Raw genomic sequence first — 24,994 nt, 5'->3', positions numbered from 1 at the left:
AGGCCGCCCCGCGCTGCCATAAGCCGGCCCATGGCCGCTCCCCCGCTCCTCACCCTCCAGGACGTCGCGCTCACCTTCGGCGGCACGCCGCTGATCACGGGCGCGAGCCTCGCCATCGCGCCGGGCGAGCGCACCTGCCTCGTCGGCCGGAACGGGTCGGGGAAGTCGACGCTCATGAAGATCGCCGCGGGCCTCACGGAGCCCGACCGGGGCCGGCGCTTCGTCCAGCCCGGCACGACGATCCGCTACCTCGCACAGGAGCCGGATTTCACGGGCTTCGCCACCACCCTGGATTTCGTCGAGGCCGGCCTGCCGCCGGGCGAATCGACCCACCGCGCCCGCTACCTGCTGGAGAGCCTCGGCCTGACCGGCGCGGAGGATCCGAGCAAGCTCTCCGGCGGCGAGGGGCGCCGCACCGCGCTGGCGCAGGCGCTCGCCCCCGAGCCCGACGTGCTGCTCCTCGACGAGCCCACCAACCATCTCGACCTGCCTGCGATCGAGTGGCTCGAGACGGAGTTGAAGGGCACCCGCGCGGCCCTCGTGCTGATCAGCCACGATCGGCGCTTCCTCTCGGCCCTGTCGCGGGCCACGATCTGGCTCGACCGCGGCGAGACCCGCCGGATCGACCAGGGCTTCTCCAGCTTCGAGGCGTGGCGCGACGCCTTCTTCGAGGAAGAGGAGCGGGACCAGCACAAGCTCGACCGCAAGATCGCCGCCGAGGAGCACTGGCTGCGCTACGGCGTCACCGCGCGGCGCAAGCGCAACGTCCGCCGCCTCGGCAACCTGCACGAACTCCGGCAGAACCGCCGCGAGGTGCGTCGCCCGGTGGGCAGCGTCAGCATGCAGGCCTCAGACGCGGAATCTTCGGGGAGCCTCGTCGTCGAGGCCCGCGACATCGCGAAGAGCTACGGCGAGCGCAGGATCGTCGACGGGCTGTCCCTGCGGGTGATGCGGGGCGACCGGCTCGGCATCGTCGGGGCGAACGGCGCGGGCAAGAGTACCCTGATCAACCTGCTGATGGGCCGGCTCGCGCCGGATGCCGGGCAGGTGGTGCTCGGCACCAACCTGCTGCCGGTGGTGCTCGATCAGGCCCGCGCCGTGCTGGAGCCCGGGATGACCGTCCCCGACGTGCTGACCGGCGGCCGCGGCGACAGCGTCACGGTGAACGGCCAGAGCCGCCACGTGATCGGCTACCTCAAGGACTTCCTGTTCACGCCCGAGCAGGCGCGCACGCCGGTCTCGGTTCTCTCCGGCGGCGAGCGCAACCGGCTGCTGATCGCCCGCGCCCTGGCCCAGCCGGCCAACCTCCTCGTCCTCGACGAGCCCACCAACGACCTCGACCTCGAGACCCTCGACCTGCTCCAGGAGATGCTGGGCGACTACCAGGGCACGCTGATCCTGGTGAGCCACGACCGCGACTTCCTCGACCGCGTGGCCGGCAGCGTGCTGGTCTCGGAGGGCGCCGGCCGCTGGGTCGAGTATGCCGGCGGCTACAGCGACATGCTGGTCCAGCGCGGCCAGGGCGTCGAGGCGCGGACCGTCGCGCCGAAGGCGAAGGAGTCGCGCGAGCGCGCCGCCGCGCCGGCCGCCCAGCCGTCGGGCAAGCCCAAGCTCGGCTTCAAGGACCAGCACGAATTGAAGACCCTGCCGGCCCGCATCGAGAAGCTGGAGACGGCGATCGCCCAGCTCCGCACGATCCTCGCCGACCCCGAGCTCTACGCCCGCGACCCGGCCCGGTTCGACAAGGCCTCGACCATGCTGGCCCAGGCCGAGACCGAGCTGTCGCAGGCGGAGGACCGCTGGCTGGAACTGGAGATGCTTCAGGCGGGATGAGACCCGCCGCATCGCGCCGCGAGACGTACCCGACCGGAGACCGCATGACCGCCTATCAGACCCTCGAACAGCGCTTCGCCCGGCTCGCCGCCCTGGAGGGCGCGGCCGGGATCCTCGGATGGGACGCGCAGACCCTGATGCCGGACGGCGCCGCCGAGGCCCGCGGGGACCAGCTCGCGATCCTGCGCGGGCTCGCCCACGGGATGCTCACCGCCCCCGAGGCCGCCGAGGAGCTCGCGGCGGCCGAGCAGGGCGGGGGCCTCGAGCCCTGGCCCGCCGCCAACCTGCGGGAGATGCGCCGCGCACAGGCCCACGCCACGGCGGTCCCCCGCGACCTCGTCGAGGCCAGCTCCCGCGCCGTGTCCCGCTCGGAGATGGTCTGGCGCGAGGCGCGGCGCGACGCCGATTTCGCCCGCCTCGAACCCCACCTCGCCGAGGTGCTGCGGCTCCAGCGGGAGATCGGCCAGGCGAAGGGCGCGGCCCTCGGCCTCGATCCCTACGACGCGCTCCTCGACAGCTACGATCCCGGCATGCGCCGGGCGACGATCGACCCGCTCTTCGCGGACCTGACCGGCTGGCTGCCGGCCCTGATCGCCCGTGCCCGGGAGATCCAGGCGTCCCGGCCGGCGCCGCTCCCGCTCGCCGGCCCGTTCGACGTGGCGGTGCAGCGGGACCTCGGCCTGAAGCTGATGGAGGCGGTCGGCTTCGACTTCACCCGCGGCCGGCTCGACATCAGCCTGCACCCGTTCTGCGGCGGCGCCACCGACGACGTGCGGATCACGACGCGCTACGACGCGGCCGATTTCGGCCGGGCGCTGATGGGCGTTCTCCACGAGACCGGGCACGCCCTCTACGAGCAGGGCCGGCCGGCGGCGTGGCGCAACCAGCCGGTCGGCGCGGCGCGGGGGATGAGCCTGCACGAGAGCCAGTCGCTCATCGTGGAGATGCAGGCCTGCCGGAGCCGGGAGTTCTTCAGCTTCCTGGCGCCGCTCCTGCAGGCGGCGTTCGGGCGGTCCGGGCCGGAATGGTCGCCGGAGAACCTGCACGCGCTCAACACCCGGGTCGCGCCGGGCTTCATCCGCGTGGATGCCGACGAGGCGACCTATCCGGCCCACATCCTCCTGCGCTACCGGCTGGAGACCGCGATGATCGCGGGCGACCTCGCGGTGCGCGACCTGCCGGGGGCATTCAACGACGGCCTGCGCGATCTCCTCGGGCTCACGGTGCCCGACGACCGGGTCGGCTGCCTCCAGGACATCCACTGGCCGAGCGGGGCCTTCGGGTATTTCCCGACCTACACGCTCGGCGCCCTGGCGGCCGCGCAGCTGTTCCGGGCGGCCCGCGCGGCCGAGCCGGCGCTGCCGGGCTGCCTCGCGCAGGGCGATTTCGGGCCCCTGCGGGACTGGCTCCGCACGCATGTCCACGCGGTGGGGAGCCTGCTCGACACCGACGACCTCCTCACCCGCGCCACCGGGACGAGGCTGGGCACGGCGGCGTTCCGGGCCCATCTGGAGGCGCGCTACCTCGGGGGCGCGGGCGGCTGAGACGCGGTGGCCGGGGAGGGGACGAACGACCCCTCCGCCGGCGACGCCTAGAGCGTCACCACGTCGACGGCGTCGCCGAGCCGGTCGCGAGCGATGTCCGCGACGTGGCGGTGGTGCGTGAACAGGATCGGCTGGACCCGGGCGCCGATCGCCGCCAGCGCATCGAGGCCGTAGCCGGTCCGGGTCTCGTCGAAGGTCGAGAACAGGTCGTCGCCGATGAACGGGGCCGGCTCGGCGCGGCCGGCGTAATCCTCCAGATAGGCCAGCCGCAGGGCGAGATAGAGCTGGTCGCGGGTGCCCTCGCTCATGCCCTCGATGGCGACCGTGCCGCCGCCGGCGCGCTGCCCGGCGAGCTTCGGCGTGTCGGCCTCGTCGTAGATCTGCGCCAGACCGGAGAACGCGCCGCCGGTGAGAGCCTGGAACAGCGCGCCCGCCCGGGTGACGAGCGGGTCCTGCTGCCCCGCGCGGTGGCGGGCGACCGCCTGCCCGAGCATCAGCCCGGCGAGCCGCAAGACGGCCCAGGAGCGGGAAGCCGCCTGGAGATCCGCCTCAGCGGCCTTGCGCTCCGCGAGGGCCAGCTCGGCGCCGGTGCCGCCCTCGAGCTCCGCCCGCCGCCGCTCCGCCCGGTCGCGGTCCGCGAAGATGACCTGCCCGCGCTCGGCCTGCTCGTCGGCCTCGAGCGACAGCCGCGCCAGCTCCGCCTCGATCGCCTCCGGCGACACGGTCTCCAGGCCGGCGCGCAGCTCGGCCTCCGGAAGCCCGTCGGCCGCGCCCGCGAGCGTGACGCGGAGCCGCAGGCGCTCGGCGCGCAGCGCCTCCCGCGCGCTGAGGCGGCCGAACAGCCGGTCGATCTCCGGCGTCGGTGCCGCAGCGAGGTCCGGCATCACCTCGGCCACCTGCCGGGCGAGCGTCGCCCGCGCCGCGTCGCGCGAGTCGCAGGCGCCGCGATGGGCGGCCTCGGCCTCGTCGCGGCGGCGGTCGAGCTCGGCGCGGCGCGCCTCGCGGGCCTGCGCGGCGACGAGGCGGCCGTGGAGCGATCGGACCGCGCCGGCGGGCGACACCTCCGCGAGGTCGGGCGCCAGGGCCTCGACCAGGGCGGCGGCGTTGGCTCGGAACGCATCCATGTCCCGGCGGATCCCCGCCGAGCGGCGCTGTAGGGCGGCCCGCTCCGCCAGCCGGTCGGGCACGCTGCGCCACGCCTCCAGCGCGCCCTCGGCCTCCTCCGGACCGGCCGTGCCGTCGAGGCCGAGGGGCAGCAGCGCCGCCTCCCAGTCGGCCCGCCAGGCGGCCCGGCGGGCGGCGGTCTCCGCGAGGCTCGCCTCCAGCCGCGCGACGGACAGTCCGGCCGCGCGCAGCAGGCCGGCGGTCTGCAGGTTGGCCTCCCAGCGGCTCGCCAGGGCGGCGATCCGCACTTCGAGACCGTCCAGCGCGGCGGCGATCTCGAGGTCCGGCGCGGCGTCGAGGCCGGCGCGGCTGCGCAGGTCGGCCATGGGCCCCCGCGCGGCCTCGATCCGTGCCAGGAGCCGGTCGGCCTCGATCCGCTGCGCGGCGAGGCGCTGCTCGGCCTCGATCAGGCTCTCCACCTCGGCGAGCCAGGCCGCCATCTCGGCCGGAGGACCGGGCACGAGCCCGGCGGGCCGCCACGCCTCGCGCCACGCCGCCTCGCCCGCCGCGATCTCCGCGGCGAGACCGGCGAGGACGTCGTCGGCTCGCGCGGCCTCCGCCTCCTCGGCGGCGAGCCGTTCCAGGTCGGCCGCGTGGGCGGCGACCCGGGCGGCGTCGGAGGCGCGCTCGTCCGCGACGCGGTCGGCCTCGAGGAGCGCGCGCTCGAAGGCCGCGACCTCGGCGACGGCGGCCGCCCGGCCGGCCGCGAGGGCGTCGCGCAGCGGCGCGAACGCCGCGTCGCGGGTTGACCGCAGGGCGTCGAGCCGCTCCCGGGTGGCGACGGGCCGGCCGGCCTCGCGCTCGCGCAGCCGTGCCCGGGTGACCGCGACCTGCCGGCGGGCCGCGTCGCACCGGTCGGCGGCCCGTTCGTGCTCGCGGGTCTTCGCCTCGAGGCCCTGACGGTAGCGCGCCACCGTGTCGGGGGCGGGCAGGGGCGTCCGCACGAGGGCGGCGAGGTCGGGCACCGGCGGCGACAGCCGCTCGGCCTGGTTGCGCAGCAGCGCCGCCTCCCGGCGGATCGCGCCGTCGAGGGTGTCGCGGGCGGCGATCCACTCGTGCAGTCGGGCGAGGGGCTTCAGCGCCTCCCGGAGCGGGGTCGGGTCCCGGGCCGCGTCGGCCGCCTCCACCTCGCGGGCGAGGCGTTCCCGCTCGGCGCGGGCGGCGGCGAGTTCGCGGGCGATCTGCTCCTCGGCGGCCGCCAGGGTCCGACCGTCGCGGATCAGCCGCTCGGTCCGCGCCCGCGCGGCGTCCGGGGGCTGTCGGGCCTCGAGCGCGGCGAGGTCGGGCACGCCGATCCGGGCGCGCAGCCGCTCCAGATCCAGCCCGACCTTGTGGGCGTCGCCCTCGATGCGGGGCAGGTCGGTGCCGCCCTTCTCGAACTCCCTTGTGCCGCTGAACGCCGCCAGGATCTCGTCCGCCCGATGGGTCAGCCCCGGCTCGACCGGCACCGATTCGGCCTCGCCGCGGGCCCGGTCGCGCGCGGTTTCGGCCCGCTCCGCCTCGGCGTCCGCGGCGCGGCACGCGTCCAGGGCCGCCCCGAGGCGGGCGATCCAGGCGGGATCCGCGTCGACGAGGTCGGTCTCGGCGGCGATGCGCCGCTCCAGCGCGTCGATCTCGGCGATGATCGGGCGGACGCGCTTGAACCGTTCCAGCCGGGCGCGCGCGACCGCCCCGGCCTTCTGCTCGGACCGGAGCGCCTCGAGCTGCGCGGCCGCCGCGGCGATCTCGTCGTTCAGGGCGCGCCAGTCGCCGGCGCGCAGGCCCCGCTCGCGGATCGCCCGCCGGGCCGTCTCGTGGCGCTCCAGCGCCTGGTAGAAGGTCCGGTGCTTGGCCTGGCGCGGGGCGAAGATGGCGTCGGCCTCCGCGTCGAGCGTCGTCTGCAGCTCCGTGAGGCCGCGCAGGCCCGAGCCCGCCGCGAACAGGCTCGCGCCGACCTCGCCCTCCACGTCGACCATCTCGCGGCCCCCGGCCCGGAGGCTCGCCGCGTCGAGTCCGAAGGCCCGGCAGAACACCGTCCGGGACAGGCCGCCGAGGAACGGGGCTAGCGCGTCGTCGGCGAGCGGCGCGTCGTCGGCGTCGATGAGGGTGCGGCTGTTGCCCTTCCGGCGGCGGAAGGACAGCCGGCGGCCGTCGGCGGCGGCGATCTCCGCGCCGAGGCGCAGCTGCGGCATGTCGTGCAGGAAGGCGTAGGGCGTCGTCTTCCCGAAGCCGAACAACAGGTCGGTGACCGCCGCCAGCGCGGTGCTCTTGCCGGCCTCGTTGGCGCCCAGCACGACGTGCAGGCGCGCGTCTGGCCGGAACGCGACGGTGCGGTCCGTGAAGGCGCCGTAGCGCTCCAAGGCGAGGCGGATCAGGCGCATCGGGGGTCCATGGGCGCGCGCCTCAGCAGTGCCGGCCGCCGAGGCGTCCGAGGACGAGGGCCTCGGCCTCGGCGCAGAGCGCGTCGAACTCCGCGTCGAGGTCGGCCTCGGCGGCGGCCGTCCCCGGCATCCGGCCGCCGATCTCGGCCAGCGCCGCCTTCGCCCGGGCGCGGAACTCGGGGTCGCGGTCGAGGTCGGCGAGCAGGGCCGCGGGGTCGATGGCGGCGCCGGTCGGCTCCGCCGCGGCGCGCGGGCGGCGGGTCTCGATCTTCAGGCGCTCCAGCCAGATGTCCTCGTGCAGCCGGTGCGCGGCCGCCTGGATCTCGGCCGTCAGGGACTCGCGATCGGCCGCGAGGGCGTCGTGGGCCCGGGTCGTCCCGGCGAGGTGGACGCGGACCAAGAGCAGCCGGCGCGCCGCGATCCCGGCCAGGGGCCTCAGCGCCGCCTCGACGGCCTCGACGGCGCCGCGCGCGTCGGCCACCGCCGCGAGGTCGACCGTGATCTGCTCGAATCGCGCCCGGTCGAGGGGCAGGCGGCTGACGCCGGTCACCCGACCGTCGGAGACGTCGACCACGACGGCGCCCTTCTCGCCGCACTCGCGCACGCTCCGGCCCTGGAGATTGCCGGGGAACACGATCCAGGGATCCCGGGACAGCTCCGCGTACTCGTGGATGTGGCCCAGCGCCCAGTACTCGTAGCCCCGGGCCGCGAGGTCGGCGACCGAGCAGGGGGCGTAGGTCTCGTGGGCAGCGTGGCCGGTGCAGGAGGTGTGTAGGACCCCGAGGTTGAACCAGCCCGGCACGGCGGCCGGGTAAGTGAGCGAGAGGTTCTCCTCCACCGCCCGGCCCTGGAAGCTGCGGCCGTGGACCGCGACGCGGAGCGCGTCGAGGCGCAGGGTGCCGGCGCGGGCGGTCGGGAAGACGTGGACGGAGGCCGGCAGCGTGATCGAGCGCGTGATGACGCTCTCGGCGTCGTGGTTGCCGCGCACGAGGATCGTCCGGATGCCGGCGCGGTCGAGGCGCGCGACCTGCCGGGCGAAGAACAGGCCGATCGTGGTGTCGGCCCAGTCGCCGTCGTAGACGTCGCCCGCGACAACGACGAAGGCGACCGACCGCTCGATCGCCTGGCTCACCAGATCCTCGAAGGCCTGCCGGCTCGCCGCGGCGAGGCGCCGGGCCAGTTCCGCGTCGCGCGCGGCGAGGCCCGACAACGGGCTGCCGAGATGCAGGTCGGCGGCATGGATGAAGCTGAACGCCGTCATGGCCTCCGGACGGGATCGGTGGGATGGCGGTGCGCGGCGATCCGCGGAGCGGCCGGCGTCGCCATGCCGGCTCTTAGGCCGCCGACCGGGTCCGCCTCAAGCGGCGCCCGGCGATGGGCTGTGGGGCGCCCAGGTCGGACCGCGCCCGGGCCCGGCGCGAAAGCGGTCGAACGTCCCGGCTCCGGGCGCGTTAGAGCGTGGCGGTGGCGGGAGCGCCGCGCGTTGAGGTACGAGACCGGCCCGATGAATCCTGCTGCACGCCCGGCCCGCTCCACCCCCGCACCGTTGCCCGTCACGCCGATCCGCCCCGCCGAGCGGCCGCACCAGCCCTTCAAGATCGTGAGCTGGAACCTGCTGCGGCGCACCGGCGCGGCGGTGGACGACGTCGCCGCCCTCGTCGCGCAGGAGAAGCCCGACCTGCTGCTGATGCAGGAGGCGACCCGCGCCATCGGCTTCCTGCTGGACCGGATCGGCGGCCACTACGCCTGGGCGCCCCTGCCGGGCCGGATCCACGGGCTCGCCATGTGGAGCCCGAAGCCCTGGGCGGCGCCGCCCCGGGTCATCGCGCTCCCCTCCGGCGCCCTCGTGCACCGGGTCTGCCAGATCCTCGATCTCGGCGAGTTCGGCGTGGCCAACGTCCACCTGTCGCACGGACAGATGCTGAACCGGCGCCAGCTGCGGCGCATCGTCAGCGAGCTGCCGCCGCGGGCGGCCGTGCTCGGCGACTACAATATCGTCGGCCCGGCGCTGATCCCGGGCTTCCGCGACGTCGGACCGCGGCAATCGACCCACGCGATGGTCGAGGTGCTGCCGCTGCGGCTCGACCGCTGCCTCGCCCGCGGGCTCGTCTGCCACGCGCACGCGGTGCTGCCGCGGGGACGCTCCGATCACCGGCCGATCGTCGTCCATCTCGGCCCGGCGCCGGAGGCGCACGCCCCCGCCCGGTTCAAAGGTATGGCAGCAGCAGTCGCACGCCTGCGTCGCGCAGACGGATCGGCAGGCCGCGCGCGGCGAGATCCTCCCGGCTGAGCCGCGCCTCCATCTTGCCGCGCATGAACCGGTCGAGGTCGGCGGCGAGGTCGGCGTCGATGATCTCGACGTTCAGCTCGAAATTGAGTCGGAAGCTGCGCATGTCCCAGTTGGCGCTGCCGACGAAGCACCAGATGTCGTCGACCACCATCGCCTTGGAATGGTCGAAGGGCGGCTCGTCGAGCCAGACGTTCACGCCGGCCCGCAGCAGCGGGTCGAGATGCGCCCGGGTCGCCCAGTCGATGTAGGGATGGTCGCTGACCCGCGGGATGATCACGTCGACGGTGATGCCCCGGGTCGCGGCCTGGGCGAGCGCGCCGGTCACCAGCTCGTCGGGAAGGAAGTAGGGCGTCACGAAGCGCACCGACCGGCGCGCGCAGGCGAGCGCCTGGAGGATGACCTGCTCGATCTTCTCGACGTCCGCGTCCGGGCCGGAGGTCACCGCCCGGGCGACGCTCGGTCCGCAGGGCTCGAGGTCGACGAACCACGGGGGGCCGTCGAGGATCTCGCCGTCCACGAAGGCCCAGTCGGCCGCGAACGCGGCGGCGAGCTGCTCGACCACGGGGCCGGTCAGGCGGAAATGTGTGTCCCGGATCGGGTGCTCGGGCTTCAGGGCGACGCGGTTCGGGTGCGAGATGTTGAGACCGCCCGTGAAGGCGATCCGCCCGTCGACGATCAGCAGCTTCTTGTGCGAGCGCAGATTGAGGAACGGCATCCGCCAGGGGAGGGCGGAGTGCATGAACAGGGCGGCCGGCACCCCGGCGGCCGTCAGGCGGTGGTAGACCGGCGCGCGGAAATAGCCGCCGCCGATCCCGTCGATGATGACGCGGACCTGCACGCCCCGGGCCTTCGCCTCCACGAGGGCGTCGCAGAATTCGCGGCCGGTGGCGTCGTCCCGGAAGATGTAGCTCGACAGGCCGATGCTGGACCGCGCCTCGCGAATCGCCGCCAGCATCTGCGGATAGCCGGCGTCGCCGTTGCGGAACATCTGCACGGTGTTGCCCGCGAAGGCCGGCAGGCTCGTGATCCGCCGGATCGCCCGGTCGAGGGGCCAGAGCGCCTCCGGCACCACGGCGTCGTCGGTGTCGGGCAGCTGCGTCGCGTCGGACGGCTTGGTCCGCAGCCGCCGCGCGCGGCGCGAGACCCGGTTGATGCCGAAGGTCAGGTACAGGGCGGTGCCGAAGATCGGCGACAGCCACGCGAGCCCGATCCAGCCCACCGCCACGCTGACCCGGCGCTTGCGCAGCAGGGCGTGCAGGGTGACGCCGATCGCCAGCGCGAAGCCGATCAGGGCCTCGACATCCGACCGCATCAGGGCGGTCGACTGGACCCAGCGGGTGATCGCGTTTTCCAAGGTGAGGCTATCCGGGTTCGCGTCGGGAGGCGCCGGATCGACCTGAAGCGCATGCGGCGGGCGGATTAATCCGCCGGCTTGGCCGGATGCGCAATGGGCGCGGCGGCCGCGGCGGCCGCGGGCCGCTCGCAGCGATAGGGTCCGCTGCCGTCGAGGGCCCCGTACAGGACCCGGCCGCCGGAGGCGATGCAGCGCGCCTTGGCCTCGGCATAGGGCCGGTGGAAGCTCCAGATGGTGATCATCGGCCCGATCGTCGCGAGGCAGACGCCGCCGAAAATCACGGCGGCCGCCCAGGTCGCGCCGTTGCGATTGGGCCGCGGGGGCCGCGGCGGCGGCATCGTGCCGTAGAAGGACAGCGTCAGACCGAGCAGGTCGAGGGTGCTCATCAGCCGTTCCGCGTGGCGGCGCCGAGTCCGGCAGGGTCGGACAGGCCCCTCATCCTAGGGCAGGGCGGCGCCATCACCTATGCGCGTCGCGCCGGAGGGCCTGCGTCGTATCGCGCCAGTGCGCGGACCGGGACGCCGGCTCACGGCTCCCAGCGGGGCGGCCGCTTGCCCAGGAACGCGTCGATCCCCTCCTGCGCGTCGGCCATCATCATGTTCCGGGTCATGACCTCGGCGGTGTAGCCGTAGGCGTCCTCCAGGCCCATCTCGATCTGCCGGCCGAACGCCTCCTTGCCGATCGCCAGGACGCGCCGGGCCTTCCCGGCGATCCGGGCCGCCAGGGCGCCCGCCGCCGCGTCGAGCTCCGCCTCCGGCACCACGCGGTTGACCAGCCCGATCCGCAGGGCCTCCGCGGCGTCGATCGGCTCACCGACCAGCAGCATCTCCAGGGCGGCCTTGCGCGATACGGCGCGCGACAGGGCGACCATCGGGGTCGAGCAGAACAGGCCGATCTGCACCCCCGGCGTGGCGAAGCGGGCGGTCTCGGCGCACACGGCGAGATCGCATGTGGCCACGAGCTGGCAGCCGGCGGCGGTGGCGATCCCGTGGACGCGAGCGATCACCGGCTGCGGCAGGCGCGTGAGGCTCAGCATCAGCCGGGCGCAGGTGCGGAACACCGCCTCGGTCGCCTCGCGGGACGGATCGGCGCGCATCTCCTTGAGATCGTGCCCGGCGCAGAAGGCGGGGCCGGCCCCCTCCAGGATCACCACCCGCACGGACGGATCCGCGCGGATCGCGTCGAGCTGCTCCTGGAGCGCGCCCATCAGGGCCATCGACAGGGCGTTGCGGGCCTGCGGCCGGTTCAGCGTCAGCGTCGCGACCCCGTCGGCATCGCTGCGCAACAGCACCGGCGCCTCCGGGCTGGCGGCGTGGGCCGTGGCAAGGGCTGCGGTCATGGCGGCGTCTCCCGGCGCCGGCCTCCCTGGCACGGGGCCGGTCGCGTCGCCGGACGGTAGCACGCAGGGTTCAGGTCCGCGACGGTGCCGCGACTCGCGATCCGCGATGCGGCGGTTGTCAGGCGTGCTCGGCCAGGGCGAGGTCGAGGCTCGCGTAGTCGGCGCCCGGACCGTTCCACCACACCGCCGGATAGGCGGTGAGCCGGCCCATCACGCCGGCATAGGCGTCGGCGAGCGCGGTATCGACGACGACCAGCACGGCGCCCGACTGCGCGAGGCTTTCCGCCAGCGCCGCGTCGCGGCCGGCGCAGTCGAGGCAGACGACGCGCAGGCCGAGGCGGGTGAGGCCGAGGCGCATGGCCTCGACCTGCCCGAGATCCTGCACCAGGAGCGCCACGGCCTGCCCGGCCCGCAGCCCCTCGCCCCAGGCCCAGCGCGAGACGCGGTGCGGACAGACCGCCGCGACCGGCATCGCCGGCGCGCCGCGCCGCTCCGCGCTGGCGGCTCCTTGCGCACCCGGCCGGGCGCGCCGGTCGGCGTCGCGAGCCGGGAGTGGGATGGAGGCCGCCGGGTGATGGACGCCGTACATGCGATGCGGACCGCCTGAATCTGGACACACTGCAGGTCCTGGCGTGACGCGAGCAGGTTAACACTCTCTCTCACCCGGGCGTTCCGTCGAAAAACGACCGTCTTTTCGTCGGCGCGCGGGCCGGCGACTGGACCTATGGCGAACGGGCCGTGAACCGGGACGGGTGAATTGCCGACATCTCGGGTCGCATCTTCGGTCGCATTGGCGCGCGCGCGGATCCGGCCTATGTCCCGCCCGCCAGAGGCGGCCCGCGAGAGGCCGCCCCCGATCGAGGAACCGCCGCGCATGCGCCCCACTACGACCCGGATCACACTCCTCGCCGCCGTCACGCTCGCGGCCCTGCCGGCGCAGGCGCAGATCCGGAACGCCCCGTCGCCGCGGGCCCTGGAATTCGCCGCCTACATCTTCGCGGCCTCGAACGTCTGCGGCTACCGGATCGGCAGCGACCAGTTCGAGGCCCTGCTGGCGAAGCAGAACGTGCAGATCGGCGACGTCCAGCCGCGCGGACCGTTCGGCAACCGGGTGCAGACCATGTTCACGCTGATGTCGAACCAGATGGCGCAGAACCGCGACCAGGCCTGCCTCGCGGTGGCCGGCGAGTACGGGCCCGAGGGCACGGTGGCCAAGAACGTGCTCCTGCCCGCCGGCCAGGACCCCGCCGCGCCGGCGAAGCCCGCCGAGCCCGCCAAGCCGCAATAGCCCATTCGCGGGATCGCCGCCGGCCTCAGCCGAGGCGCCAGTCGATCGGCGGGCGCCCGTGCGCGGCGAGCCACCGGTTGGCCCGGCCGAACGGGTCGGAGCCGGGGAAATCTCGCGCCCGGTTGAGCGGCGACGGGTGTCCGCTCTCGAACACGCCGTGGCGGGTCGCGTCGATGAGCGCGGCCCTGGCCCGCGCCTGGGCGCCCCAGAGCAGGAACACGGCGGGCTCCGCGCGGGCTGAGACGGCGCTCACGGCCTGATCGGTCAGCGCGGCCCAGCCGTAGCGCAGGTGCGCCCCGGCCTTGCCGGACTCGACGGTGAGCGCGCTATTGAGCAGGAGCACGCCCTGCCGCGCCCAGGGCGTCAGGTCGCCGCCGGCGGCGCGGTCGGATCCCGCCTCCGCCAGGATCACCTTCAGCGAGGCGGGCAGGCGACCGGAGCCGACGAACGAGAAGGCGAGGCCGTTGGCGTCGCCCGGTGTCGGGTAGGGGTCCTGCCCGAGAATCACGGCCCGCACGTCCTGCAGCGGGGTCTCGGCCAAGGCGCGGAAGATCCGGTCCGGTGCCGGCAGGACGCGGGCGCCCGCGGCGATTCGGGCATCGACCCGCGCCGCCACGGCGTCGGCCTCCCCGCCGGCGAAGAACGGCAGGCTCAGCCAGGGCGAACCGGAGGCGCGGAAGGCCGTGAGGGCGTCGGCGACGGGTGTGGTGGCCATGGTCTCTCGCGATCGGTTTCCACGCCGAGATAGGAGGCGGACGCGCACCGTCATCGGCGCGGCGGTTGCGGCCGGGAGCCGCCCGTGTTTAGGGACGGGGGTCGAGCGCGCGGCCTGTCGCGGTGCGGCATGTCGCGTCCGCCCTTCGCCGGGCGGCTTCGCACCCTACATGGAAGCGCACCCGACGGGGTTTAAGCGCCGGCCAAGCCGAGGCGTACCAGGGCGTACGCGCCGGCCGCCGGATATCGGAAGCCAGAGGAAGGATCTCGGCGCGCGGCGCCGGAACGCTGCCATGAACGAACGCGTCGAACCCGCCGCGCTGGCGAATGGCCGGCCCCTCGCACCGCTGCAGCCCGCGGCGAACACCCTTCCGGCCGACCACCCGAAGGTGGCCTGGGGCCGCGTCGGCGTGCTCCTGATGAATCTCGGGACACCCGAGGGCACGTCCTACTGGCCGATGCGCCGGTATCTCAAGGAGTTCCTGTCGGACCGCCGGGTGATCGAGGTGCCGCGGCTGATCTGGTGGCCGCTCCTCAACCTGATCATCCTGACGAAGCGCCCCGGGCCGAAGGGCCGCGACTACGCCAGCGTCTGGAACAACGCGCTCAACGAGGGGCCGCTGAAGACGATCACGCGCGGCCAGAGCGAGCGCCTCCAGGCGGCCATGGGCGAGTCGGTGGTCGTCGACTGGGCGATGCGCTACGGCAAGCCCGAGGTCGCCGGCCGGATCCAGGCGCTGCTCGACCAGGGCTGCGACCGGATCCTGCTGGTGCCGCTCTACCCGCAATACGCCGCCGCGACCTCGGCCACGGCCTGCGATCAGGCCTTCCGGGCGCTGATGGACATGCGCTGGCAGCCCACGGTGCGGGTCTCGCCGCCCTATCACGACGACCCGGTCTACATCGCCGCCATGGCCGATTCGATCCGCGAGGGCCTGGCCAAGCTCGACTTCGAGCCGGAGGTGATCCTCACCTCGTTCCACGGCGTGCCGCGGAGCTACCTGCTCAAGGGCGACCCGTACCATTGTCAGTGCCACAAGACCGGGCGCCTGATCCGCGAGGCGCTCGGCCTGTCTCCGGAGAAGATGCGGGTCACCTTCCAGTCGCGCTTCGGCAACGAGGAGTGGCTGAAGCCCTACACCGACGAGACGGTGATGGAACTCGCGAAGTCGGGCGTGAAGCGGATGGCGATCGTCGCCCCGGGCTTCACGGCGGACTGCCTGGAAACCCTCGAGGAGCTCGACGGCGAGAACCGGCACTATTTCGAGGAGAACGGCGGCGAGCGCTTCGCCTACATCCCCTGCCTGAACGACAGCGACCTCGGCATGCGGGTGATCGAGCACGTCGTGCGCCGCGAGCTCCAGGGCTGGATCTGAGATCCCGGCCGGGATGCCGCTTGCGGCGCGGCCCGGCCCGCCTATTATTTTCCTAAGCCGAACGGGCCCATCGGTTCGGCGCGGGAGGATCACATGGCGTTCTTCATCGGCATCGCGTGTCCGTGGCTGCTGATCGCGGTGCTCGACAGGATCGCCGAGGGGCGCCGCGGCGCCGAACTCTCGGCCCTCGGCATCACGCCCCAGCCGGCCCCGGCGCGATCCAGCTACCTCGTCCCGGATCGGCCGTACTGACGACGGGGCGCGGCCCCGCGGGGCCGCGCCTGTCAGCCTTGAACCGTCACTTCTTCGGTTCGGGCGCGGTCTGAGCCGCCGGCGGCGCGTCGGCGCGGTCGATCTTGGCCTCCGAGCGGAGCTTCAGGATCATGTCCTGCTGCGCCTTGCGGATCAGGTGCTGGTCGATCTGCTCCTTGAGCTCGTCGAAGGTCGGCTGCGGCTTGGTCCGCTTCTCCTCGACCTTGATCACGTGCCAGCCGAACTGGGTCTTGATCGGGTCGGAGACCTGGCCGGGCTTCATCGCGAAGGCGGCGTTGGCGAAGTCGGGCACCATCCGCTCCTTGGTGAACCAGCCGAGATCGCCGCCCTCGGCCTTCGAGCCCGGGTCCTTGGACGCCTCGGCGGCGACCTTGGCGAAGTCCTCGCCGCCCTTGATGCGCGCGGCGATCTTCTTCGCCTCGGCCTCGTTGTCGACCAGGATGTGGCGCGCGTGCACCTCCTCCTCGGGCTTCATCAGCTTGACGGTCTGATCGTAGATCGCGTGCTCCGCCTCGGGCGTGACCGCGCGCTTGGCCTCCTGCTCCAGGTAGTCGTCGAGCAGGAGCTTGTCGCGGAAGTAGGCGAGCTTGCGCTTGAACTCGGGCGTGTCGCCGACCTTGGCGGCCTCGGCGGCCTGCGCGCCGACGCGGAGGTCGACCATGTAGTCGACGAGCAGGCTCTTCTTCTGGGCCTCGTCGACGCCGGGCAGTGACAGGGCCGGGTCATCGGCCGCGATGGCGAGGTCGCCCTGCGTGATCGGCTTGCCGTTCACGCTCGCCACGACCGCGTCGGCGCTCGGCGCCGCGGCCGGCGCGGCGGGCGAGGCGGCGGCCGGCGTGTTGGCGGCCGGCGTGGGGGCCTTCTGGGGTGCCTGGGCCAGCGCCAGTCCCGGCATCGCGACCATGACGGCGAGCGCGCTGACGCGCCGGAGAAGGGCGGTGTTCGGCATACGGGCGAAGTCCTCGGCTCACGTCTCGGCGCCGCGCCGGATCGGCCGGGCGTCGCGCCGCGGCACAGGTGGCCCGCGTCGGGCGAGAAGGCAAGCGCGGCCATTTCACCGGTGCCGGAACCGTGACCGTACCGGCATGCGTTGAGGGCTGCCCCTTCCAGGTGCGCCGGGCGATGTTTACCTCTATAAGCCCGGCCAACTCCGTCCAGGCCGGCCCGCCACGCTCACCCGTGGGCGGGCTCGCGCGTCCGCAGGTCTATGATGCTCGGCTCCATCGCCAAGAAGATTTTCGGCTCCTCGAACGACCGCCGCGTCAAGGGCTACCGCCCGCGCGTCGCGCAGATCAACGCGCTGGAACCGGAGATCCAGGCCCTCTCGGACGAGGCCCTGCGCGCCCGCACCGACATGCTGAAGGCCGAACTCGCCAACGGCAAGAGCCTCGACGACATCCTCGTGCCGGCCTTCGCTACGGTGCGCGAGGCGGCCAAGCGCGTCTTCGGCCAGCGCCACTTCGACGTGCAGCTCATCGGCGGCATGGTGCTCCACGAGGGCGGCATCGCCGAGATGAAGACCGGCGAGGGCAAGACCCTGGTGGCGACGCTGCCGGTCTACCTCAACGCCCTGGAGGGCAAGGGCGTCCACGTCGTCACCGTGAACGACTACCTCGCCTCGCGCGACGCCGAGTGGATGGGTCAGGTCTACCGGTTCCTGGGCCTCTCCGTCGGCACGATCGTGCACGGGCTCGACGACGCGCAGCGCAAGGAGGCCTACGCCTGCGACATCACCTACGGCACCAACAACGAGTACGGCTTCGACTACCTGCGCGACAACATGAAGTACGAGCTGTCCCAGCTGGCACAGCGCGGGCACAACTTCGCGATCGTCGACGAGGTCGATTCGATCCTGATCGACGAGGCGCGCACGCCGCTGATCATCTCAGGGCCGGTGGATGACCGGTCGGAACTCTACGTGGCGGTCGACGCGCTGATGCCGCGCCTGCGCAAGGAGTTCTACGACCTCGACGAGAAGCAGCGCACCGTCTCGCTGACCGAGGAGGGCAACGAATTCATCGAGGAGGCGATGCGCGAGGCGGGCCTCCTGAAGGAGGGCGACCTCTACGACGCCCACAACGTCACGCTGGTCCACCACGTGAACCAGGCCCTGCGCGCCCACACGCTGTTCACCCGCGACAAGGACTACATCGTCAAGAACGACGAGGTGGTGATCATCGACGAGTTCACCGGCCGCATGATGCAGGGCCGGCGCTACTCGGAAGGCCTGCACCAGGCGCTCGAGGCCAAGGAGCGGGTCACGATCCAGCCCGAGAACCAGACGCTCGCCTCGATCACCTTCCAGAACTACTTCCGCCTCTACAAGAAGCTCGCCGGCATGACCGGAACCGCCTCGACCGAGGCCGACGAGTTCGCCGAGATCTACAAACTCGACGTGGTCGACATCCCGACCAACAAGGAGGTCGAGCGCGTCGACGAGGACGACGAGGTCTACCGGACCGTCGGCGAGAAGTACGAGGGCATCATCGCCGAGATCGACAAGGCGCATGCGCGCCACCAGCCGATCCTGGTCGGCACCGGCTCGATCGAGAAGTCGGAGCACCTCGCCGAGATGCTCAAGAAGGCCGGCTACAGCCTGCTCGACTACTCCGACCCGAACGCGCTGACCGACGTCTACGCCGCCGCCCGCGAGGGCCGGGTGACCAAGCGCTTCGCCGTGCTCAACGCCCGCTTCCACGAGCAGGAGGCCTACATCGTGGCCGAGGCCGGCGTGCCGGGCGCGATCACCATCGCCACCAACATGGCCGGCCGCGGCACCGACATCAAACTCGGCGGCAACCTCGAGATGCGGATCGAGAAGGAGCTGGGCCACCTCGCCGACGGTCCGGAGCGCGACGCCGCCATCGCGGCGATCAAGGCGGAGATCGCCGAGAACCGCACCAAGGTGCTGGCCTCGGGCGAGCCGGCCGATCCGGAGGCGGGCCGCAAGAAGGCGCTGCCCGGCGGCCTCTACATCATCGGCACCGAGCGCCACGAATCGCGGCGCATCGACAACCAGCTCCGCGGCCGCTCCGGCCGCCAGGGCGATCCCGGCCGCTCGAAGTTCTACCTGTCGCTTCAGGACGACCTGATGCGCATCTTCGGCTCCGACCGCATGGACGGGATGCTGCAGAAGCTCGGCCTGGAGCAGGGCGAGGCGATCATCCACCCCTGGATCAACAAGGCGATCGAGAAGGCGCAGCAGAAGGTCGAGGCGCGCAACTTCGACATGCGCAAGAACGTGCTCAAGTACGACAACGTCATGAACGACCAGCGCAAGGTCGTGTTCGAGCAGCGCCGCGACTTCATGGGCCAGGACAGCGTCCGCGAGACCGTGGACGAGATGCGCGAGGGCGTGATCGACGACCTCGTCGCCCGCCACATCCCGGAAAACGCCTACGCCGAGCAGTGGGACGTCGCCGGTCTGCGCGAGCAGGTGAAGGAGATCCTCAACCTCGACGTGCCGGTCGAGGACTGGGCCAAGGAAGAGGGCATCGCCGACGAGGAGATGCGCGAGCGCCTGCTCAAGGCGGCCGAGACCGCCTACGCCGAGCGGACCGAGAAGAACGGCGCCGAGGTCACGGCCTATATCGAGAAGCAGGTCCTCCTGCAGACGCTCGACCATCTCTGGCGCGAGCACCTCGTGACGCTGGACCACCTCCGGCAGGTGATCGGCTGGCGCGGCTTCGCCCAGCGAGACCCGCTGAACGAGTACAAGTCCGAGGCCTTCGACCTGTTCAACGGTCTCGTGACCGCCCTGCGCGAGCAGGTGACCGCGCAGCTCTCGCGGGTCGAGATCATGATGCAGGAGCCGCAGGAGGAGTACCCGCCCGGCGGTCCGGCGCTGCCGCCGATGTTCGCCCAGCATCTCGACCCGGTCACCGGCGAGAACGAGATGGACTACGCCGGTCTCGGCTCTGGCAGCGACGGCGGCGGGGGACCGGCCTACGGCTTCGCGGCGCAGGGCCTCGCGGCGGACGGCGCCGTGCTGGAGCGCGACCCGACCGACGCCGCCACCTGGGGCCGCGTCGGCCGCAACGAGCCGTGCCCGTGCGGCTCGGGCAAGAAGTACAAGCACTGCCACGGCAGCCTCCAGGCCTGAGGCGGGGATGCCCGCGCGGGCGCTGTTCATCGCCGGGGCCGGGACCGAGATCGGCAAGACCTACGTCACCGCCGCCCTGACGCGCCGCCTGCGGGCTCAGGGCCGGACGGTGCGGACGGTGAAGCCGCTCGCGAGCGGCGTCCCGCCGCTGAGCGATCCCGGCTTCGTCGAGAGCGACACCGCCCGGCTGCTGGACGCGCAGGGGCTCGCCCTGGACGAGGAGGCCGTGGAGGCCTGCTCGCCCTGGCGGTTCTCGGCACCGCTCTCGCCGGATCAGGCCGCCGTGCTGGAGGGGCGCACCCTGGACCTCGCCGACCTTGTCGGCTGGTGCCGGGCTGAGATCGCCTGCACCCAGGACACGCTGCTGATCGAGGGTGTCGGCGGGCTCATGAGCCCGGTCACGGAGGCCGCCACCGGCCTGGACTGGCTCCGCGCGCTCGGCGTCCCGGCGCTCCTCGTCTCGGGGAGCTATCTCGGGGCGATCAGCCACGCGCTCACGGCCTGCGAGACCCTGCGGCTCCACGATGTGCCGCTGCGCGCGGTGGTAATCAGCGAGAGCCTGGGCGCGCCGGCGCCCGCCGCGACCGTGGCCGCGGCCATCGCCCGTCATGCCGGCGCGCCCGTATTCTGTCTGCGCCGTGGCGACGCCTGCCCGGAGGAGCTGACCGGCTCGATCTGAGCGCCGCGACAGCGTCGCTGGACGGCGCGGCCGTGGCCCCTAGCTTTACCGCCACGGCGTCGCGCCCGGCGCCCGGATGGTCGAGGCCGGGTGGCGCCGTGGGGGAATCCTGCGGTGAGCCAGACCCTTGCCCCGGCGGCGAGTCCCCGATCCGAGACCGGCGCGGTCGACGCGGAAGCGGCGCGCGACAGGCTCCGGCCGGCCCTCGTGTTCGGCGCGCTGGGCGTCGTGTACGGCGACATCGGCACGAGCCCGCTCTACGCGTTCAAGGAGGCGGTGAAGGCCGCGACCGCCGGCGGCGCCTCGGTTGCTGCGGCGGCCACCGGCGCGGTGTCGCTGATCCTGTGGTCGCTGATCCTGATCGTGTCGCTGAAATACGCGGTGCTGATCCTGCGCGCCGACAACCGGGGTGAGGGCGGCATCGTCGCCATGCTGGCGCTGCTCGGCGCCCGTCAGGCCCGGCCTGGCACGTGGAAGGCGCTGCTCCTGGTGGTCGGGCTGGTGGGCGCGGCGCTGCTCTACGGTGACGGCGCGATCACGCCGGCGATCTCGGTGCTGTCGGCGATCGAGGGCCTGAAGGTCGACGCGCCGTCACTCGGGCCGTACGTCGTGCCGATCACGCTGGTGATCCTGGTCGGTCTGTTCCTGGTCCAGCACAAGGGCGTCGCCGCCATCGGCCGGGTGTTCGGACCGGTCATGCTCGTCTGGTTCGTCGTCCTCGGGCTCCTCGGGATCGCCGGGATCGTCGCCAAGCCCGAGATCCTGGCGGCGGCCAACCCGTTCCGGGCCGTCGATTTCATGCTCCATGCCGGCTGGCACGTCAGCTTCGCGATGCTCGGCGCGGCCTTCCTGGCGGTGACCGGCGGCGAGGCGATGTACGCCGATCTCGGCCATTTCGGCGCCCTGCCGATCCGCATCGCGTGGTTCGCGCTGGTCCTGCCGGCGCTGGTGCTCAACTATTTCGGCCAGGGCGCCCTGCTGATCGCCGCGCCCGACGCCCTGGAGAACCCGTTCTTCCGCCTCAGCCCCGACTGGGGCCATCTGCCCCTGGTCGCGCTCGCCACGATGGCGACCATCATCGCCTCGCAGGCGATCATCTCGGGCGTGTTCTCCCTGACCCAGCAATCGGTCCAGCTCGGCTTCCTGCCGGCCATGCGCATCGTCCAGACGGCGCACGAGGAGCGCGGCCAGATCTACGTGCCGGCGGTGAACTGGCTGCTCGCCGTGGCGACCCTGACGGCCGTGGTGGTGTTCGGCTCCTCCGACGCCCTGGCCGGCGCCTACGGCATCGCGGTCTCGATGCTGATGGGCATCACCACGCTGCTCGCCGCGCTGATCGCGCTCCGCTGGGGCTACAACCCGATCCTGGTCTTCGCGGTCAACGGCTTCTTCCTCGCCATCGACCTCGTGTTCTTCGCCGCCAACAGCGTGAAGATCCTCGAGGGCGGCTGGTTTCCCCTGGTGCTCGCCGGGCTCGTCGCCGCGATGATGCTGACCTGGAAGAAGGGAAACGAGCTGGTCGAGGAGGCGAGGGCCGCCCTGCGCCTGCCGGAGGACGTCTTCCTCGGCGGTCTCCAGCACCGTGACCTGCTGCGGCTGCCGGGCACGGCCGCGTTCCTCTCGGCGGCCGAGCACGGCATCCCGCTGCATCTCTCGCGCTTCGTGGAGCGCAACCACGCCCTGATGGAGCGGATCCTGATCATCACGGCGCTCTACGAGGAGACACCCAACGTCCCGCGGGACCGGCGCGCCCACGTGACGATCCTGGCGCCGGATTTCTACCGGGTGATCCTCCGCTACGGCTTCATGGAGGAGGCCTCGATCCCCGAGGGGCTGGCCTGCGCGGTGGAATCGCGCCACCTGCCGCCGCACGTCCTCGACGACATGACCGTCTTCGTCGGGCACGAGACGATCATCCCGCGACGGGACAAGCGCGGCATGGCCCCCTGGCGGGAGAACCTGTTCGCCTTCATGCAGCGCAACGCCGAGCGCACCGGCGCCTTCTTCGGGGTACCGACGCGGCAGGTCGTCGAGGTCGGCACCGAGATCGAGATCTAGGCCTCGGCCCGAGACATTCCCGCCGCCCGGCAAGTCACCGCGGCGGCGCGGTCCAGAACAGGCCGAGTCGTGCGCAGAGATCGGAGCACCCGCCCGGCCGCGATGTGCCTCGATCTGGTCCCGGCGATTGGCGCCGCGGCGCCCCTGGACGCTGCGCCGGTCCGGACCTGTTTCCAGCGCCGGCTCGCCGATGCACGGAAACTTGAGGCCGTTCCGCCGCCCCTCAGGGAACCGTAGCCTTCCGCCGTCGTTCCGCCCCGACGCAGGCGTCGTGGCCCCCGGGGCGCGCGCCGGAATGGAGAGACAGCATGAACAGGGATCATCTCGAGGGCGGCGTCCGCCATCTGCGCGGCCGGATCAAGACGGCGGCGGGCGCGGTGCGCGGCCGGGCCGTCGACCAGCTCGACGGCGCCTACGATCAGGCCGCCGGCGCTGCCCAGTACGCCTACGGCGAGGCCCGGGATACGGTCCGCGACCTGCGCCACGGCGGCGAGCACCTCGTCGAGGAGGGGCGCGCCCGGTTCCGCGACGCCAGCGAGCGCGGGCACGCCCTGGCGGACGAGGCGCTCGAGCGCGGCCAGCACTACCGCGACCGCGCCGTGCGCCACGGGCGCACCCTCGCGGCGCGCGCGGACGAGAACCGCGGCACGACCCTCGCCCTGGTGGCCGCCGTCGCGTTCGGCCTCGGGTGGCTGGCGCGGCCGACCCGCTGAGCGGCGGGCGGGACCTGATCCGGAGCGGGGCGGGCGTTCGCGCGGCCGCCCCGCCGATCAGAACGCATAAAGACATCTTTATGTCTTGATTGCTTCGTAGGCCGCGCGGTGGTAGGGGGTTGCCCCGACCCGCAACGCGAACACGGAGCCATCGACTCATGGCCAAGGATTACATCGTCAAGGATATCGGGCTGGCCGATTACGGCCGGAAGGAGATCTCGATCGCCGAGACGGAGATGCCGGGCCTGATGGCGGTCCGCGAGGAGTACGGCGCGGCGCAGCCCCTGAAGGGCGCGAAGATCGCCGGCTCGCTCCACATGACGATCCAGACCGCCGTGCTGATCGAGACCCTGAAGGCGCTCGGCGCCGACATCCGCTGGGTCTCGTGCAACATCTACTCGACCCAGGACCACGCCGCCGCCGCCATCGCGGCTGCCGGCATCCCGGTCTTCGCCGTGAAGGGCGAGACCCTGGAGGAGTACTGGGACTACACCTCGCGCCTGTTCGACTGGCACGACGGCGGCATGCCGAACATGATCCTCGACGACGGCGGCGACGCGACCATGTTCGTCCATCTCGGCCTGCGCGCCGAGAACGGCGACACCGCGTTCCTCGACAAGCCGGCCAGCGAGGAGGAGGAAGTCTTCTTCGCGCTCCTCAAGCGCAAGCTCGCCGAGAAGCCGAAGGGATGGTTCGCCGGCCTCGCCGACAGCATCAAGGGCGTCTCCGAGGAGACCACCACGGGCGTCCACCGCCTCTACGTGCTGGCCAAGGAGGGCAAGCTGCTCTTCCCGGCGATCAACGTGAACGACTCGGTCACCAAGTCGAAGTTCGACAACCTGTACGGCTGCAAGGAGTCGCTGGTCGACGGCATCCGCCGCGGCACCGACGTGATGATGGCCGGCAAGGTCGCGATGGTCGCGGGCTTCGGCGACGTGGGCAAGGGTTCGGCCGCGTCTCTGCGCAACGCCGGCTGCCGCGTGCTCGTGTCGGAGATCGACCCGATCTGCGCGCTCCAGGCCGCGATGGAGGGCTACGAGGTCGTGACCATGGAGGATGCGGCCCCGCGCGCCGACATCTTCGTCACCGCCACGGGCAACAAGGACATCATCACCATCGACCACATGCGGGCGATGAAGGACCGGGCGATCGTCTGCAACATCGGCCACTTCGACAATGAGATCCAGGTCGCCGGCCTGAAGAACCTCAAGTGGTCGAACATCAAGCCGCAGGTGGACGAGATCACCTTCGCGGACGGCCACCGCATCATCCTCCTGTCGGAGGGCCGCCTGGTGAACCTCGGCAACGCCACCGGTCACCCGTCCTTCGTGATGTCGGCCTCGTTCACCAACCAGACGCTGGCCCAGATCGAGCTCTGGTCCAACCCGGGCAAGTACCAGAAGCAGGTCTACACCCTGCCGAAGACCCTCGACGAGAAGGTCGCCGCCCTGCATCTGGAGAAGATCGGCGTGAAGCTCTCGAAGCTCCGCCCCGATCAGGCCGCCTATATCGGCGTCTCCGAGAGCGGCCCGTTCAAGCCCGAGCACTACCGCTACTGAGCCTGCATCATCGCTGGCGCGGACGGCCTCGTTCCCGGGGCCGGCACCGCGCCGCCGCGATCCGGCGACGCGGCCCGGTGGAGAGATTTGGAGGCCCGGCGCGCTGCGCCGGGCCTTCTCGTTTGTCAAGCGCAGACGGCCGAATCGAACTGTGTCTTCTGTGTGTCGTTAACGGCTGATTATGCCGACTTTGCCCAAAGCCACGCTTCGTTCCCCTTCCGGGGCGATTCCGCCGCACCTAGAGTGCGGGCGAATCTTAGATCGATGGGGCTGCGGCGGTTCGGGAGAATCGCCGCGGGAACGGTGCCTTCTGCGCCGCGCGGCGACGCGCGCCGGTCGGACAGCCAT

Annotated in this window: 19 protein-coding genes; 11 read left to right on the top strand and 8 right to left on the bottom strand. The window is 72.6% G+C overall.

Annotated elements, in window-relative coordinates:
- The first annotated feature begins 30 nt into the window (after window positions 1–30).
- Window positions 31–1,833, top strand: coding sequence for an ATP-binding cassette domain-containing protein (locus LXM90_RS20005; RefSeq protein WP_234081019.1), 1,803 nt, complete (start codon window positions 31–33; stop codon window positions 1,831–1,833).
- A gap of 44 nt (window positions 1,834–1,877) precedes the next feature.
- Window positions 1,878–3,377 carry a carboxypeptidase M32 gene (locus tag LXM90_RS20000; RefSeq protein ID WP_020093384.1) on the top strand — a complete coding sequence of 500 codons (1,500 nt, stop codon included), beginning with the start codon at window positions 1,878–1,880 and terminating at the stop codon, window positions 3,375–3,377.
- A 47-nt stretch (window positions 3,378–3,424) separates the two neighbouring features.
- Here LXM90_RS20000 and LXM90_RS19995 read toward each other — a convergent pair whose 3' ends face one another.
- Together LXM90_RS19995 and LXM90_RS19990 are read right to left on the bottom strand one after the other, a co-directional pair.
- Window positions 3,425–6,901, bottom strand: a complete 3,477-nt coding sequence (locus tag LXM90_RS19995; protein WP_234081018.1) for an ATP-binding protein — start codon at window positions 6,899–6,901, stop codon at window positions 3,425–3,427.
- Window positions 6,902–6,923: 22 nt separating this feature from the next.
- Entirely contained in the window at window positions 6,924–8,162 is a 1,239-nt protein-coding gene (locus tag LXM90_RS19990; RefSeq protein ID WP_020093382.1) for a metallophosphoesterase family protein, read from the bottom strand.
- Window positions 8,163–8,405: 243 nt separating this feature from the next.
- Here LXM90_RS19990 and LXM90_RS19985 point away from each other — a divergent pair, with 243 nt between their 5' ends.
- A complete protein-coding gene (locus LXM90_RS19985) occupies window positions 8,406–9,191 on the top strand; it encodes an endonuclease/exonuclease/phosphatase family protein (RefSeq protein WP_026604964.1) in 786 nt (261 codons plus the stop codon).
- Here LXM90_RS19985 and LXM90_RS19980 read toward each other — a convergent pair.
- From LXM90_RS19980 to LXM90_RS19965, 4 genes are all read right to left on the bottom strand, one after another.
- A complete protein-coding gene (locus LXM90_RS19980) occupies window positions 9,109–10,545 on the bottom strand; it encodes a phospholipase D-like domain-containing protein (protein WP_020093380.1) in 1,437 nt (478 codons plus the stop codon). The two genes, LXM90_RS19985 and LXM90_RS19980, sit on opposite strands and share 83 nt — an antisense overlap.
- Window positions 10,546–10,610: 65 nt before the next feature.
- Window positions 10,611–10,931, bottom strand: a complete 321-nt coding sequence (locus tag LXM90_RS19975) for a hypothetical protein (protein ID WP_020093379.1) — start codon at window positions 10,929–10,931, stop codon at window positions 10,611–10,613.
- A 140-nt stretch (window positions 10,932–11,071) separates the two neighbouring features.
- A complete protein-coding gene (locus LXM90_RS19970; protein WP_020093378.1) occupies window positions 11,072–11,884 on the bottom strand; it encodes an enoyl-CoA hydratase in 813 nt (270 codons plus the stop codon).
- A gap of 118 nt (window positions 11,885–12,002) precedes the next feature.
- Window positions 12,003–12,473, bottom strand: coding sequence for an AMP-dependent synthetase and ligase (locus LXM90_RS19965; protein ID WP_020093377.1), 471 nt, complete (start codon window positions 12,471–12,473; stop codon window positions 12,003–12,005).
- A gap of 285 nt (window positions 12,474–12,758) precedes the next feature.
- Between LXM90_RS19965 and LXM90_RS19960 the strand changes: the two genes are divergently transcribed.
- Complete coding sequence (locus LXM90_RS19960) at window positions 12,759–13,172, top strand: hypothetical protein (protein ID WP_020093376.1); 414 nt, start codon at window positions 12,759–12,761, stop codon at window positions 13,170–13,172.
- 25 nt (window positions 13,173–13,197) lie between these two features.
- Here LXM90_RS19960 and LXM90_RS19955 read toward each other — a convergent pair whose 3' ends face one another.
- Window positions 13,198–13,887 carry a uracil-DNA glycosylase gene (locus LXM90_RS19955; protein ID WP_020093375.1) on the bottom strand — a complete coding sequence of 230 codons (690 nt, stop codon included), beginning with the start codon at window positions 13,885–13,887 and terminating at the stop codon, window positions 13,198–13,200.
- Between the two features lie 292 nt (window positions 13,888–14,179).
- On the opposite strand from LXM90_RS19955, the gene hemH reads away from it, so the two are divergent.
- Together hemH and LXM90_RS19945 are read left to right on the top strand one after the other, a co-directional pair.
- Window positions 14,180–15,262, top strand: a complete 1,083-nt coding sequence (gene hemH, locus LXM90_RS19950; protein ID WP_020093374.1) for a ferrochelatase — start codon at window positions 14,180–14,182, stop codon at window positions 15,260–15,262.
- Window positions 15,263–15,355: 93 nt separating this feature from the next.
- Window positions 15,356–15,514, top strand: coding sequence for a hypothetical protein (locus LXM90_RS19945; protein WP_020093373.1), 159 nt, complete (start codon window positions 15,356–15,358; stop codon window positions 15,512–15,514).
- Window positions 15,515–15,560: 46 nt separating this feature from the next.
- Here the strand turns inward: LXM90_RS19945 and LXM90_RS19940 are convergent, their stop codons facing one another.
- On the bottom strand, window positions 15,561–16,484 hold the full coding sequence (locus tag LXM90_RS19940; RefSeq protein WP_020093372.1) for a peptidylprolyl isomerase: 924 nt from the start codon (window positions 16,482–16,484) through the stop codon (window positions 15,561–15,563).
- 261 nt (window positions 16,485–16,745) lie between these two features.
- Here LXM90_RS19940 and secA point away from each other — a divergent pair, with 261 nt between their 5' ends.
- From secA to ahcY, 5 genes are all read left to right on the top strand, one after another.
- Complete coding sequence (secA, locus tag LXM90_RS19935) at window positions 16,746–19,637, top strand: preprotein translocase subunit SecA (RefSeq protein WP_026604963.1); 2,892 nt, start codon at window positions 16,746–16,748, stop codon at window positions 19,635–19,637.
- A 7-nt stretch (window positions 19,638–19,644) separates the two neighbouring features.
- A complete protein-coding gene (gene bioD, locus LXM90_RS19930; protein WP_234081017.1) occupies window positions 19,645–20,316 on the top strand; it encodes a dethiobiotin synthase in 672 nt (223 codons plus the stop codon).
- 114 nt (window positions 20,317–20,430) lie between these two features.
- The gene (locus tag LXM90_RS19925) at window positions 20,431–22,374 is read left to right on the top strand and encodes a potassium transporter Kup (RefSeq protein ID WP_020093369.1); all 1,944 of its coding nucleotides are present in this window, start codon (window positions 20,431–20,433) and stop codon (window positions 22,372–22,374) included.
- Window positions 22,375–22,682: 308 nt separating this feature from the next.
- The gene (locus tag LXM90_RS19920; protein WP_020093368.1) at window positions 22,683–23,087 is read left to right on the top strand and encodes a hypothetical protein; all 405 of its coding nucleotides are present in this window, start codon (window positions 22,683–22,685) and stop codon (window positions 23,085–23,087) included.
- Between the two features lie 158 nt (window positions 23,088–23,245).
- Complete coding sequence (ahcY, locus tag LXM90_RS19915) at window positions 23,246–24,646, top strand: adenosylhomocysteinase (protein WP_012317745.1); 1,401 nt, start codon at window positions 23,246–23,248, stop codon at window positions 24,644–24,646.
- The last annotated feature ends 348 nt before the right edge of the window (window positions 24,647–24,994 follow it).

The sequence above is a fragment of the Methylobacterium oryzae genome, assembly GCF_021398735.1.
Classification (GTDB): domain Bacteria; phylum Pseudomonadota; class Alphaproteobacteria; order Rhizobiales; family Beijerinckiaceae; genus Methylobacterium.
The sequence above is the reverse complement of the archived record's forward strand: the minus strand, read 5'-3'. Positions and strand labels throughout refer to the sequence as shown.